Below are 14,125 nucleotides of genomic sequence, written 5' to 3' on the forward strand. Positions count from 1 at the left end.
TGCAAGCGACCACCCGAGGGATCATGTGAACGTTCACGCGAGCGACACGCGAGCGAACACATGAATGATCATGTGAACGTTCACGCAAATGATCATGCACGATCATGCAAATAATCACGCAAATGATCCTACAAATGACGCGGCGGGACGCATGATTGGCTTGACTCGCAACCCGATAAGGGACAAGAGTAATCCTCTTAGCGGTGCCTGACCGCCTGTCGAACGAGTCCTCCAGCTCCGCACCTCGTGATCGAGATCCCCTGGCGGGACGATGACCGATGACCACCGCGGTCGTCCCTCCGGAGCCTCCATCGCGCATTGCGTGTCGAGAGCCCCTGACCAGCGCAAGGGCAGCGTCGAGCTGTAGATAGACCGTACTTCTTACTTGACAGAGGAGAATAACATGAGATTCGCATCAAGGAGCGCATTGCTTGCCTCCGCGACGAGCCTTCTCGCCGTCTCATGCATCGCTGGTCTGGACGACACCGGCAGCGAGCAAGGCGACGCGCTCGAGGAGAGCCTCACGATCGACCCGAACGCGGTCTACACGCTCGTCGGCGTGCAGAGCAACAAGTGCGTCGAGATACGCGGGGGCAGCACGGCGAGCTCGGCGGCTGCGCAGATCGCCACGTGCAACGGCGCCACGCGACAGCAGTTCCGGGCGGAGTCCGCGGGGAGTGGAACCTTCCGGCTGCGGAACGTGAACAGCAACCTCTGCCTCGGGATCAACGGTGGATCGACGGCGAACGGTGCCACCGTCGTCCAGTCCAGCTGCGGCAGCGCCACGAGCCATCAATTTTCGTTCGTGGACGTCGGCAACAACGCCCAGCGGATCATGGCCAGAAACAGCAACAAGGCGCTTGACGTCATCGGGCGGTCGACGGCTGATGGCGCCGGCCTCCAGCAGTACAGCTGGGCGAACGGCGACAACCAGAAGTTCACGTTCAAGGTCGTGGGGGGCAGCTCAAGCAGCAGCTCGACAACCTCGAGCAGCGCGAGCACAGGCGTCGGTGGTTCGGGCGGCGCGGGCGGCTCTGGCGGCGCAACCAGCTCCAGCAGCGCGAGCAGCAGCTCCAGCAGCTCGACAAGCTCAAGCAGCGCGAGCACCGGCGGCGGCGGTTCGGGCGGTGCGGGCGGCTCCGGCGGCTCCGGCGGCTCCGGCGGCGGCGACGCGGACACGGGGGTCAACCCGGCGTCGGGTTGCGCGAACGGCTACAGCCAGATCCCGGATGGCAAGGGCGGCAAGAACGTCGAGGCCGTCTGCCTTCCGAAGGAGATGAACTTCAACATGGCGGCGTCGCTGGAGGCCTTCAAGACGACGGTCTACCCGCTCTTGACCGCCAACTGCTCTGGCTGCCACAGCTCGACGGGCAAGGGCCAGGCGCCCATGCACTCCGACGTCGATCCGGCGCTGGCCCACGAGTACGCGCTCACGCGCGTCAACTTCAAGAAGCCGGCGGACTCCAAGCTCGTGGTCCGGATGGGCATCGACCGGCACAACTGCTTCGGATCGAGCTGCAAGGACGCGAACACGCAGATGCTCAACGCCGTCACGGCGTGGGCGAACGCCGTCGCGCCGACGCTGCCGGCGACCCCGCGCCCCGTCGCTGCCGGCGAGAAGGTCACCGAGGACCAGGTCAAGGCGTGGATCGCGACGGACAAGGCCACCGTCGCCGCGGCGGACGCGGAGTTCATCAAGTACGCCTCGCTGCACGAGCTCCACAACGCGGGAATCAGCGCTGAGGAGCTCAACGTGGCCCGCGTGGGGCTGTCGAAGGCCCTGAACTCGACCGCGCGCTGGGCCCCCACGATCGTCAACCCGGTGGACATCAACGGCAAGGGCATCGTCTACCGCTTCGATACCCGCAACTACTGGGGCTACAACAAGGGGGTTACGAAGCTCCACTTCGGCGGATCGGACGACGACGTCTTCTTCGGGAGGACCTCCGTCAACTACCTGGGTGAGCCGGTCGGCTCCGACGTCACGTTCAAGGAGCGGTACAGGTACACCTCGACGGTCCAGGTGGATCCGAGCTTCGCCAGGCTCGTCTGGGGGCGCGTCCTCGCCGGCAACGTGGAGGGCGCCACGGACAGCCAGGTGCTGCCGCCGAACGTCAACGGCTTCAAGACCGATTACATCGAGGCGAGCCAGCTCGTCTACACGCTGACGCGCCCGGACGTCTACAACGCCATCATGGCGATCCCCTGGTACGCGCAGGATCTCGAGGCCGAGCTCGGCGTCATCAAGGACGCGGGGATGAAGTCGTACGAGTACATGCTCACGAAGCAGGCCATCACCGTCGATTCCCGCATGTACTTCAGGGCCAGGACGAAGAGCGGCGGCTACTACTGGAAGACGTGGGACGTCTTCTCCGGGCAGCTCGACGCTGGCGTGACCACCATCGAGCAGGCGTACGAGACGGGTCAGATCCGGTTCCCCTTCTGGGCGCACCCGATCCCGAAGTTCATCAGCGGGGCCGGCGGCTCGGCGAGCAACTACAGCTTCATCGCGACGCTGGCTCAGCCGAACGGCGCGGAGCCGGAGGGGTGCGACGGGCAGCCGAGCTACGCCGGCGGAAGCTACCTGAACTGCCGCTACTACACCGGGACCGACGGGCTCCAGCAGTCCGCGGAAGAGGTGATCTGGGATCTGCCGAACGGCCTGCAGGGGTACTCCCTCTGGGGCGGTATCAACCAGCGCCGCGTCGACGCCTTCGTCAACATCGTGCGCGATCCGCGCCTCCAGAAGACCGCCTCGGACGCGCAGATCAACAGCACGGTCGGCTTCGCCACCCAGGACCGCCGGCTGAACACCGGCAGCTCGTGCATCGGCTGCCACGCCGACGGCATGAACCGAGGCAACAACGATCTTCGCGACTGGCTGGACGCCGGCGGCTCGCGCCTCCCGAAGGGCGAGCACGGGGTCGACGGGTGGATCAACGACGCGGCGACGGTGGCTCAGGTCAAGGAGCTCTATCCGCCGTCGACCGTGATGCGGCCGCGGATGGAGGACGATCGCAAGGTCTTCCTGACGGCGATGGCGAAGATCAAGCGGGCGATGATCCTCGGCGCGGACAAGAACGTGTACGTCGAGCCGACGATCTGGACCATCGAGTGGGCGCAGAACTTCTACAAGTACCCGCTGAGCCGCTCGAACTAGCGCCTCCTCACGCGAGGTCAGCCGTGCTCGCCGCGCGACAGGGCGCGGCGAGCTGAGCGGCCCGAGGCGGGCAGATCGACGCGCGAGAGGGCGTGCCGAATCGCCCCCTCGGGCCTCCGCCTTTCCAGCTGAAGCCTCCCCTCGAGTTCTTCGGGAAGATTCACAGGTAGGCGGGGAGACGGGGAGTAAAATCCCCCAATCTCCCCGCCTACCTGTTCAATTTCTCGCTAACAAGGCCAACCATCAGATCGAACGATGGGCGCCAGAACGGCGTGAGTCACCGGCCGGGCGTCACGGCGTGAGTCACCGGCTGGGCGTCACGGCGTGAGTCACCCGCCGGGCGTCACGGCGTGAGGAGATCGCGCGCCACGGTCTCGTGCGCGCCGCGCGGGTGGCGCTTCACGTAGAGCTCCGCGATGGGGCGCGCCGCCGCTCGGCCGCCCGTCCGCTCGACCGCCACCATCTTGCGGCCAAGCGCCTCGGCCGCGAACGGGCCGCCCGGCGACTCGGCGAGGTACGTGTCGTACCAGGCGATGGCCGCCCCGGGCGAGCCGCCGTCGTCGATTAAGCGGCCGAGCAGGAAGGCCGCGGCCTTGCCATGGCTCGTCCCCGGGAACCGCTTGCGCGTCGCGGAGAGCGCGCGCTGCGCCACGTCGCCGCGCCGCGCGTACCGCGCCGCGTCCCCGAGGGCGACAAGGTCGTCCAGCGAGCCCCGCTCGAGCACGCCCCCGAGGCCGCGCTGCTCCGCCTCGGCCAGGACCGCCCGGAAATCCCCCGCTGCCACGCGCTGGGCCCAGCTCGCCGCCGGCGCGCCGGCGGGCGCCGCCGGCCCCACACCGTCCGTCGGAGGGCTCGCGGGCGCCCCCTCTGCCCGCGAGCCCTCCGGACGCACGGCCCCGGCGTCGCCGTCCGCGGCGCCGCCAGGTCCGATGGTCTTCTCCCCCCCGGGTGTCGCCGCCGCGTCCGCGGGCGGCAGCGCCTGCTGCGCCGGGTCCGCCGCGCTCGCAGCGCCCTTGGCCGCGCTCGCGGCGTCGAGGCTCGAGATCTGGACGTCGCCCTCGCGCATCCGGGCCACGAGCCGCTGCCCGGCGCGGAGCGGCAGCCCTTCGGGCGCGAGCGGCCCGCGCACGGTCACGCTCCCCTGGTGCAGATCGACGCGCAGGGTGCCGTCGCCGCGGCTCCAGGAGACGTCGAACTCCGTGCCGGTGACCAGCACCGCGAACGGCCCCGCCTCGACGGACCAGCGCGCCTTCGGCCGCGGCGTGACGCGCAACGACGCCCGGCCGTCCTCGAGAAGCATGCGCGCCCCGGCCGCGTCGACGTCCACAACGCGCATCGCGCTGCCCGGCGAGAGCGCGACGGAGGTGCCGTCCGTGAAGCGGAGCCGCGCCTCGCCCGCCGCCGCGGCGATGTATCGGCCCGCGGCGCCGGGCGCGCCCTCGACGGCGTAGTCGAGCGGCCGCGCCGGCCAGAGCGCGATGAGCGCCAGCGCGAGCGCCGCCGCGCCGGCGAGCGCGAAGGTCCACCGCGGCCGCCCCGAGAGCGCGCTCCACAGGGACGAGGAGCGCAGCCACGAGCGCGCGCGGTCCAGCGCTCCAGCGTGGCCCGTCCCGCGGCTCACCGCTTCCACGAAGCGGGCGCGCTCGGCGGCGTCGTGCGCCGCGTCGACGTCCGCGGGGACGCCGCTCCGCACGAGGTCCGCGAGCCGGCTCAGCTTCTCCGCTTCATTCATCGCGCTCTCCTCCGCCGGCGGGGAGGATCCCGGGCCGATCGAGGTCCTGCGGGGCTTTCGTGAAGTAGGCCGAGAGCGCGGGATCGCGCTCCGCGGCGGTGAGGATCCGGTGGGACGCGCGCGCGAGGTGGCGCTTCGTCGTGGCGAGGGAGCAGCCGAGCGCGGCGGCGATCTCGGTGAGCTCGAGCCCCTCGATGAACCGCAGGACGAAGAGCGTCCGGGACCTGTCGTCGACCTGGTCGAGGATGCGGTAGAGCCGCGCGAGCGCCGCGCGCCCCTGCGGGTCCTGCTGCTCGCCCCCCATGTCCGGGAGCTCGCCCGAGGGCGACAGCTGGAGCCAGCGGCGCACGCGCCGGCGCCGCAGCTCTGCGCGCGCGACGCGCACCGCGATGCCGACGATGAAGCTCGAGAGCAGCGAAGGGTCCCTGAGGTCCTTGGCCACGCGGAAGAAGCGCAGGAACGTGTCCTGCACATGATCGTCGACCTCGTCTCCGGGCCCGAGGGTGCGCGTCAGGATCCGGCGCACGAGCGGCGCGAACCGCTGCCAGAGGATCGGCGCCGCGCCCGGGTGTCCCTGCGCGGCGGCGCGCGCGAGCGCCTCGTCGTCGGTCGCTGTCAGAGGTAGCGCCTGCACGCCCCGCGTTTGCGTGAAGGGCGCGACCGCTGTCAAGGGCGGGACGGTCGACCGGCGCGTCTGGACCACGCCCAGCAGTGTTCCTCAGGGGGCCTCCGCGGCTCAAGATTCGGAGCGTGATCGGAGCGGCTCCGCCGCTGACGCCGGGGCCGCTCCGGTCGCGCACGGCCGCGCTTCGACACCCCGTCGGGCGCCGGCGCGAGGGAGCCCGCCACCCAGCTCGCGCGACGAATTCCCGGCGAACGACGGGCGCGTGGTGTGTGGTGCTGCTGCTCTATGCTCCACAGTGGTCGTCGGTGCGATACCGAACGACGGCCCAGCAGGTACTGCGGTGGCTGTAGGATGCGTTCATGACGAACCCCCGTGTGGCCGCCGACGCCGGCGCTGAGAGCCCGCTGCAAGGTTATGTCGCGGGCGACACACTCCACCAGGGGCGTGAGGTCATCGTCCGCCGCGCGCACCGCGCCTCGGACGGAGCGCCGGTGGTGCTGAAGGGACTCACCCCCGGGCGGGCCTTTCCGCGCGCGATCGTGAGGCTCCGCCACGAGCAGGCGATCACGAGGGAGATCGCGCACCCTGGCGTCGTCCGCATCCTCGACGTGGAGGAGCGCGAGGGCGTGCCCGTGCTCGTCTTGGAGGACTTCGGCGGCACGTCGCTCGACATCCTCCTCCGGAGCAAGCCGCTCACCCTGGCGGAGAGCCTGCGCATCGGCATCCACGTCGCGGACGCCCTCGCGTCGCTGCACCACGCGGGCATCATTCACAAGGACGTCAAGCCGCACAACATCCTCGTCCGCCTCGATCCGCTGGTGGTCAAGCTCTCCGACTTCGGGATCGCGACGCGCCTGTCGCAGGAGGCGCCGAGGGCGGAGAACCCGGGCGCCGTGGAGGGGACCCTTGCGTACATGTCACCCGAGCAGACGGGCTGGATGAACCGCAGCCTCGACTGCCGGACGGACCTCTACTCCCTGGGCGCCACCCTCTACGAGCTGCTCACGGGCGCGCCCCCGTTCACCGCGCCGAGCGCCATGGAGCTCGTGCACTGCCACCTGGCCAGGACGCCGATGCCGCCGCACGCCGCGTCGGCCGAGATTCCGCGCGTCGTCTCCGATCTCGTCATGAAGCTCCTCTCCAAGGCGGCGGAGGATCGTTATCCGTGCGCCGAGGCGCTGAGAGCCGATCTCGAGGAGTGCCTCCGGAGGTACGAGGCCGACGGCCGCGTCGATCCTTTCCCGCTCGGCGAGCGCGACGCGGGCGGCCGGCTCTGGCTGCCGGAGAAGCTCTACGGGCGCGAGGCCGAGGCGCAGGCGATCGTGGCCGCGTGCGAGCGCGCGGCGGCCGGCGCCGTCGAGCTGTTCCTCATCTCCGGCCACGCCGGCGTCGGCAAGTCCGCCCTCGTCCGCGAGGTCTACAAGGTGCTCGCGCGGCGGCCCGGGTACTTCGTCTCGGGGAAGTTCGGCCAGCTCAAGCAGCGCACCCCCTACGCGGCCATCGCGCGGGCGTTCGGCGAGCTGTGCGAGCGCATCCTGTCGGAGGGCGAGGCGTCCGTGGCGCGCTGGAGGGCCCGGCTGAGCGCCGCGCTCGGCTCGATCGGGCAGGTCGTCGTCGACGTGATCCCCGAGCTCGAGCGCGTCGTCGGACTCCAGCCCCCCGTGCAGCCGCTCGGGCCGAGCGAGTCGAAGAACCGCTTCAGCCTGGCGTTCCAGACCTTCGTCCGCGCCATCACGGAGGAGCACCTCCTCGCGCTCTTCATCGACGACCTCCAGTGGGCCGACCCGGCCTCGCTGAAGCTCCTCGAGCTCCTCATGACCGATCCCGACGCCCGCGGGATGCTCGTGATCGGCGCCTACCGCGACCAGGAAGTCGACGACGCCCACCCGCTGGCGAGGCTCGTCGACGGCCTGCGGGCGGCGGGCGCGTCCGCCTCCGAGGTGTGGCTCGGGCCGCTCGAGATCGAGGACATCCGTCGGCTCCTCGCCGACGCCCTGCGCTGTCGCCTCGAGGACACGGACGCCTTCGCGGCGCTCATCCTGGAGCGGACCGCGGGCAACCCGTTCTTCATCCACCAGCTCCTGCACGCCCTCGCCGGCGAGGGGATCGTGCGCTTCGATCCGGCCGCGGGGGCGTGGGCGTGGAGCCTAGAGCGCGCCCGGAGCGCGGAGGGCGCGGAGGGCGTCGTCGAGCTGATGGCCGCGAAGATCCGGCGGCTCGCGCCCGGCGCGCAGCGCGCCCTCCGGCTCGCCGCCTGCGTGGGCCACCGCTTCGACCTCCGGACGCTCGCGCTCGTCGCCGAGCAGCCCCCGGGCGAGGTGGCCGCGGCCCTCTGGGAGGCCCTGCGGGCGGGCCTCGTCGTGCCCCTCGATCCCGAGTACCGCTTCGTCCACGCCGGCGACGCGGCGGTCGCGGGCAGGCTGCTCGAGGACCCCTCGTTCCGCGTCTCGTACCGGTTCCTGCACGATCGCGTCCAGCAGGCGGCGTACGCGCTCATCGACGAGCCGGAGCGGAGGCGGCTGCACCACCGCATCGGCCGGCTGCTCGCGGCGGGCCTCGGCGAGGACCCGAGCGACGAGGAGCTGTTCGTCGTCGTCGGCCACCTGAACGTCGCCGCGGCCCTTGTCGAGGATCCGGCCGAGCGCGGCGAGCTCGCGCGGCTCAACGTGGCCGCGGGGCGGCGCGCGCAGGCGGCGACCGCGTACGACGCCGCGTTCGGCTACCTGAGCGCCGCGACGTCCGCGCTCGGCTCGGATCCATGGGCCGGCGAGCCCCGTCTCGCCTTCGACATCCTCGACATCTTCGACATCCATGTCGCGAAGGCCGAGTGCGCGTACCTGAGCGGCCGCTGCGACGACGCGGAGGCGCTCTTCGACGCCCTCCTCGCGCGCGCCGCCTCGGACGTCCAGCGCGCGCGCGTGTACTGCACGCGGATGGTCCTCTACAACGCGCAGCACCGCTGGGCGGACACGCTCGCGCTGGCGCTCCAGGGCCTGCGCCTCTTCGGCGTGGAGGTGCCCACCGAGGGCGAGGCGCTCGCCGCCGCGCTCCGCGCGGAGATCGCCGAAGCCGAGCGCGGCTTCGCCGCCCGGCGGGACGAGGACGTCGGCGCGGGCCCGGAGCTCGCCGATCCGCGCGTCAGGGCCGTGGTCGAGCTGCTCGGCTACGGCTCGCCATCGGCGTATTTCCTCAACCCGCCGCTGGCCCAGCTCCTCGCCGTCAGGATGACGAACCTGTCGCTCCGGCACGGGATCTCGCCGATGGCCAGCGTGGCGTACGCGCTCCACGGCTTCTACCTGGCCGCGTTCTGGGGCCAGCCGCACGAGGGCTACAGGATCGTGCAGATGGGCGTCGCCCTGAACGACAGGTACCGGGTCGATGCCATCAGGGCGAAGGTCGACTTCAACTACGGGGTCGTCATGAACCACTCGAGGCCGCAGCGAGAGGCGCTCGAGGTCCTCCAGCGGGCGCGCGTCGCCGGGATGGAGACCGGCGACTTCATGTTCGCGTCGGCGGCCTCCAACATCGTCGCCCAGATGAAGCTCAGCCTGGAAGGCGAGCTCCGGCGCGCGCGCGAGGACGTCGGCGGGTTCCTGCGCTTCACCTCTCGCACGAAGGACGCGCTGTCGACGGCGGTCCAGACCGTCGCACGGCAGGTGATCCACAACCTCGAGGGGCGTACGCTGGACCGCGGCACGCTGAGCGACGCCGACTTCGACGAGGAAGCCCTCGTGCCGAGGCTCGATGGGATGGGCTTCGCGCTCGTCGCCGGCTTCTACTACACGAACAAGCTCGCGCTCGCGTACCTCTACGGTGATCACGAGGGCGCGCTCCGGATGGCGCGCCGCGCGCACGAGCGGGCCCGCGCCCTCACGGGCCAGTACATCGGCATCGTCGATCTCCCGCTCTACACCTGCCTCACCGTCCTGGCGCTCGGCCCTCGGGCGAGCGAGGAGGAGGGCGGCGCGCTGGCCGAGCTGCTCGCCTCGAACCACGACAAGCTCGCCGTGCTCGCGCGGAACTGCCCCGAGCTCCGGCACCTGGAGCTGCTCGTCCGGGCGGAGCGCGCGCGCGTCGCCGGCGAGGGGCTCGAGCCGGTCCTCGCCCTCTACCAGGAAGCGATCGACGCGGCCGACCAGGCGGGGTACGTGCGCTACCGCGCGCTCGCCAGCGAGCTCTGCGGCAGGTTCCTGGCCTCGAGGCGCATGCAGTGGCTCGCGCGGTCGTGCCTCGTCGACGCGTACCAGGCGTACACGCGCTGGGGCGCCACGGCCAAGCTGCGGCAGATGGAGGAGGCGTACGTGGAGCTGCTGCCCCGCGTGGGGGCGTCGCAGCCCGCGCCCGCGAACGTGCTGTTCAGCCTGACCTCGGTGGTCTCGGCGACCACGGAGTCGGTCGCGCGGCGCGTGGCGCTGCTCGACGCGGCGGCGGTGATCCGGGCTGCGCAGGCGGTGGCGCGCGAGGTCGACCTAGGCCGCGTCATGACGCGGCTGCTCCGGCTCGCCACCGAGAGCGTCGGCGCCCAGCGGGCCGCGCTGATCCTGGCGCACGAGGCCGGGCCGCGCGTGGAGGCCGTCGTCGAGGGCGAGGGCGAGGTGCGCGTCGGCCCGTCGCTGCCCGTCCACGAGAGCGGCGCGGCGGCCGCCTCCGTGATCGAGCTCGCGATGAGCACCGGGAGCTCCGTCGTCGTGGGGGACGCCGCGCAGGACGCGCGGTTCTCCGGCGATCCCTACGTCGCGGCGCGAAGGCCGCGGTCCGTGCTGGTGTTGCCCATGGCGAGCCAGGGGGAGCTCTCGGGGGTCCTCTATCTGGAGAACAACGCCGCGCCCGACATCTTCTCTCCTGCCCGCCTCGACGTGCTCGAGCTCGTCGCCGCGCAGGCCGCCGTCGCCGTGAGGAACGCGCTGCTCTACGCGCGGGTCCATGCGGCGAGCGACGAGCTCCGCAGGGCCAACGACGCGCTCGAGGCGGCCGTCGCCGCCCGCACCGCGGAGCTCTCCGCGGCGAAGGTGCAGCTGGAGGCGGAGCTCGTCGAGCGGGAGAGCGCCGAGCGGGCGCGCGCCGCCCTCCAGGAGGACCTCATCCGCGTGCAGCGCGAGCGGCTCGCCGAGCTGTCGACGCCGCTCATCCCGATCACCGACCGGATCATGGTCATGCCGCTCATCGGGACCATGGACGCGGAGCGGGCGGACGAGGCGCTCGAGACGGCGCTGCGCGGCGTGGCGGACACGTCGGCGCAGGTCGTCATCCTGGACATCACGGGCGTGAAGGGCGTGGACAGCAGCGTCGCCGCGACGCTCGTCCGGGCCGCGACCGCGCTTCGGCTGCTCGGCGCAGAGGCGGTGATCACCGGGATCCGAGGCCACGTGTCGCAGACGCTGGTCAGCCTCGGGATCGACCTCCGCGAGACCGTCGTCCAGGGGACGCTCCAGCGCGGGATCGCGTACGCGCTCCGGAAGACCGGCCAGGCGCGTCAGCTCGCCGCCGGGGCCTCTCGCTGAGGGGGTCTGCGCCGGGGGATCGCCGGCCGCACCACCCGGGCCGAGGCGCGCGCTCAGTTGGCGAGCTTGTTCGCCTCTCGCGGGCCGAAGATCGCCTCCCAGTTCGAGCGGTAGGCGTCGGTCGCGACCTGCGCGGGGCCCGAGCGGGACGACTCGCGCGACGCTGGGAGGAGCACCTCCACGTCGAAGAGCCGCGCGTGCTCGGACCGCTGCGTCAGCTTCACGAGCTCTCCGTTCAGCGGGCGCCCGTGCTCGGTGGGCCGCAGCTCGCCGATCTCGATCCGGTCTTCCCGGCTCCGGATCACCCGGAAGCCCTCCCCCTGCTCGACGGGGCTATGGATGAAGACGACATCCTGATTCGCGGCGGGCGCGGGCGTGTCCTGGTTCTGCGGGGGCTCGTCCTTGCCCATCGTGAGAGTTTCCCACGTTTGCCCCCCGGTGCGCCAGGTGAAGCGAGCGGTTGATCCGCGTCTGTCGCCCATTGCCCATCGCCCTCCGCTCCTCGCTCATCCCCCTAGCCCCCGCCGCCGCTCGCCGTCCCCGCCAACCCCGCGCCGCAACGCTGCGCGTCGCGGCGGTTGCCCTGAACGCCGTGCGTCGCGGTGGTGCGCGCCGGCTCGCACGAGGCCTCCAAAACTTGGCCAGCGTGGGACTTACGCCGTACTGCCGGCCAATGGGCCTTCTGCGCACCGCGGAGGGCCCGCGATGGCGGACGCGGCTTCGCGGCGGAGGAATGGGCGTATGAACGGTCGAGGCGCAGAGGGAGAGGGCGTTCGCAAGGCGCCGGAATCCTTGGACAGAGAGCGCGAGGGCGGCGGCGAGCGGCGCGCTGGCGCCGGGCAGCGGGTCCGCATCGAGGCGCTCGTCGCGGTCGGCGAGACCTCGGGCGGCGGCTTCGAGGCCGAGTCGATCGACATGTCCCCCGAGGGGATGCGCCTGCGCACGGCGTACCTGCCTCGGATCGGCGACGCCCTGATCTGCCGGTTCGACGGGCTCGGCAAGGAGCTCGTCGTCGAGGGCGAGGTCTGCTGGCGCGCCGAGCAGGCGCGCGGCGGCGAGTTCGGGCTGCGCTTCACTGGCCTCGACGCCGAGGCGGAGGAGGCGGTGCGCGCGATGTGCTCGTCGATCGACGCGGGCGCCGCGGTCCCCGCGCCGGCGCTCGCCGTCCCGGCTGGCGCCGCGTCGCTCGGGACCGCGCAGCGGGGCGCCCGCGTGCGCCTCCACATCGACGGGCTGGGCTCGCCCATGAAGGCGCGCGTGCGCGCCGGCGGGCTCGACGATCTCGAGGTCGGCTCCAACCTGGAGTTCCTCAAGGTGGGCCGCTCCCTGGAGCTGGAGGAGGTCGATCAGGGCATGCGCCGCGAGGCGTACATCGACCACGTGAAGGTCGAGGTCGATCCGGCGACGAGCGTGCCCCAGCTCGTGGTCACGCTGCGCTACGAAGCGCCCCGAGCGGCCAAGGCGCCGCGGCCGCGGCCCTCGTCGCCCGAGGCGCTCCCCTCGGCGCGACCTTCGCACGACGCCGGCGCGCCTGCGCGGGCGTCCTCGGCGCCGCCGCGAGGCGAGGGCGCCCCGGCGCGGGGCGAGGCCGCCCCGGCGCGGCCCTCTTCGCCGCCGCAAGGCGAGCGTGCGCCTGCGCGGGCGTCGTCGGCGCCCGGCCCGTCGCGCGAACAGGGCGAGCGGGCGCTGGCGCGGCCTTCCTCGGCGCCGGCGGCCGAGCCCCGGGGTGAGCGCGCCCCCTCGGGCGGGAGCGGCGGCGCGGCGGCCCAGGCGGACGACGATCACGACGCCGACGCGTCGCCGGCGCTCTCGGCCCGGGAGGCGCGCGCGGGCGCCGCGGCGACCCTGCCCTGCGCAGACGACGCGGCGCCGTCCTCGGCGCCGAGCGAGGCCGAGGAGGCGGGCGCCGAGGCGGCTGCCGACGCGGAGCCGGGGGGCCGGCTGCGCGATGTCGGCGAGAAGGCTGCGATGGCGGGCAAGGCGGTGGCGGGCAGGATCGCGCCCGCGCTCGCTGGCGCCGGGGCGCGCGCGGCCACCGCGATGGCGGGCATCGTGGCGAGGATCAAGGCGCGGCGTGCCGCGGGCGAGGGCGACGGGTCGGGCAAGGACGGCGGCCCGCGCCGCAAGACGGCGCCTCCGCCGGCCGGCGCGCTCAAGTCCGGCGGTCGCCGGCTCGTGCGCGAGGAGCCCGAGGAGGCGGCGGGCGAGGGGGCGGAGCCGCCGCGCTTCAACAAGAAGGCGGCCGCGGTCGGCAGCTTCCTTGGGCTTGCGGCGGTGCTCGTGGTGTTCGGGGCGGCGCGCTTCTTCGGCCTGCGGGGCGGCGACGCGCCCTCGACCGGGGCCGAGGCGGCCGCGGGCGTACCGGCGCTGCCGGCGTCGGCGTCATCTGGCGCGCCTGCCCTCGCGGCGGCCGCGGGGACGGCCGCCGGGGGGACGGCGGCTGCCGCGCCGGGCGGCGCGCTGACGGCGAACGTCCCGCTGTTCGGCGCGACGCCGCTGTCCACGACCGAGCCGGTGCCGCCGACGCTGCCGGCGGAGCCGAGCGCGCTGGCCGGCGATGCGCTCGCGCCGGGCGCGGCGGTCCCGGGCGGCCCGGGCGAGGAAAACGAGGCGGAAGAAGCGGACGACGGCGACCAGGCGGGGTCGCGGGAGTGGGGGCAGGGGTCGGTGAGGAACCCCATCGTGCTGAAGCTGAAGATGGACGGCCCGATCGAGGAGCTGAACGGCGCCGCGGGCGCGATGGGCTTCACGGTGTCGCTGCCCGATCGGCGCGCGCTCTCGTCGGGCAGCGGCCTTGCCCGCAAGGACAAGCGCATCGCGTCGGTGCGCGTGGTCAACACGGCGCACGGCGCGGAGGTCACGCTGCAGTTCAAGGACGGCGTACCCGCCTACAAGGCGAAGGCGCGCGGCGATCGCCTGGAGATTGCGCTCGGCCGAGGCGAGCCGAAGAAGGTGGCGTCGAAGTCGAAGCAAGAGAAGAAGCACGAGAAGAAGAAGGCCGACGACGCCAAGAAGAAGGGCAGCGACAAGAAGAACAAGGAGCGCTGAGGGGCGCTCGGCCGAGATGGCCGGCGGCTCGCAACGAACCGAGCCTGTTGCTGGTACCG

6 protein-coding genes are annotated in these 14,125 nt (G+C 72.6%); 3 read left to right on the plus strand and 3 right to left on the minus strand.

Annotation, left to right across the window (positions count from 1 at the left end):
* The first annotated feature begins 403 nt into the window (after positions 1-403).
* Positions 404-3,160 carry an RICIN domain-containing protein gene (locus WME90_RS14235; RefSeq protein ID WP_437281651.1) on the plus strand — a complete coding sequence of 919 codons (2,757 nt, stop codon included), beginning with the start codon at positions 404-406 and terminating at the stop codon, positions 3,158-3,160.
* Positions 3,161-3,503: 343 nt separating this feature from the next.
* On the opposite strand, the gene WME90_RS14240 is transcribed toward WME90_RS14235, so the two are convergent.
* Entirely contained in the window at positions 3,504-4,892 is a 1,389-nt protein-coding gene (locus WME90_RS14240; protein ID WP_437281652.1) for a FecR domain-containing protein, read from the minus strand.
* On the minus strand, positions 4,885-5,526 hold the full coding sequence (locus WME90_RS14245) for an RNA polymerase sigma factor (RefSeq protein WP_437281653.1): 642 nt from the start codon (positions 5,524-5,526) through the stop codon (positions 4,885-4,887). Before WME90_RS14245 ends, WME90_RS14240 begins: the two co-directional genes overlap by 8 nt.
* A gap of 350 nt (positions 5,527-5,876) precedes the next feature.
* Between WME90_RS14245 and WME90_RS14250 the strand changes: the two genes are divergently transcribed.
* Positions 5,877-11,018 carry an AAA family ATPase gene (locus WME90_RS14250; RefSeq protein WP_437281654.1) on the plus strand — a complete coding sequence of 1,714 codons (5,142 nt, stop codon included), beginning with the start codon at positions 5,877-5,879 and terminating at the stop codon, positions 11,016-11,018.
* 53 nt (positions 11,019-11,071) lie between these two features.
* On the opposite strand, the gene WME90_RS14255 is transcribed toward WME90_RS14250, so the two are convergent.
* Complete coding sequence (locus WME90_RS14255; RefSeq protein ID WP_437281655.1) at positions 11,072-11,428, minus strand: hypothetical protein; 357 nt, start codon at positions 11,426-11,428, stop codon at positions 11,072-11,074.
* Positions 11,429-11,810: 382 nt separating this feature from the next.
* On the opposite strand from WME90_RS14255, the gene WME90_RS14260 reads away from it, so the two are divergent.
* Complete coding sequence (locus WME90_RS14260) at positions 11,811-14,066, plus strand: PilZ domain-containing protein (protein ID WP_437281656.1); 2,256 nt, start codon at positions 11,811-11,813, stop codon at positions 14,064-14,066.
* The last annotated feature ends 59 nt before the right edge of the window (positions 14,067-14,125 follow it).

The sequence above is a fragment of the Sorangium sp. So ce375 genome (genome assembly GCF_051473855.1).
Classification (GTDB): Bacteria; Myxococcota_A; Polyangia; order Polyangiales; family Polyangiaceae; genus Sorangium.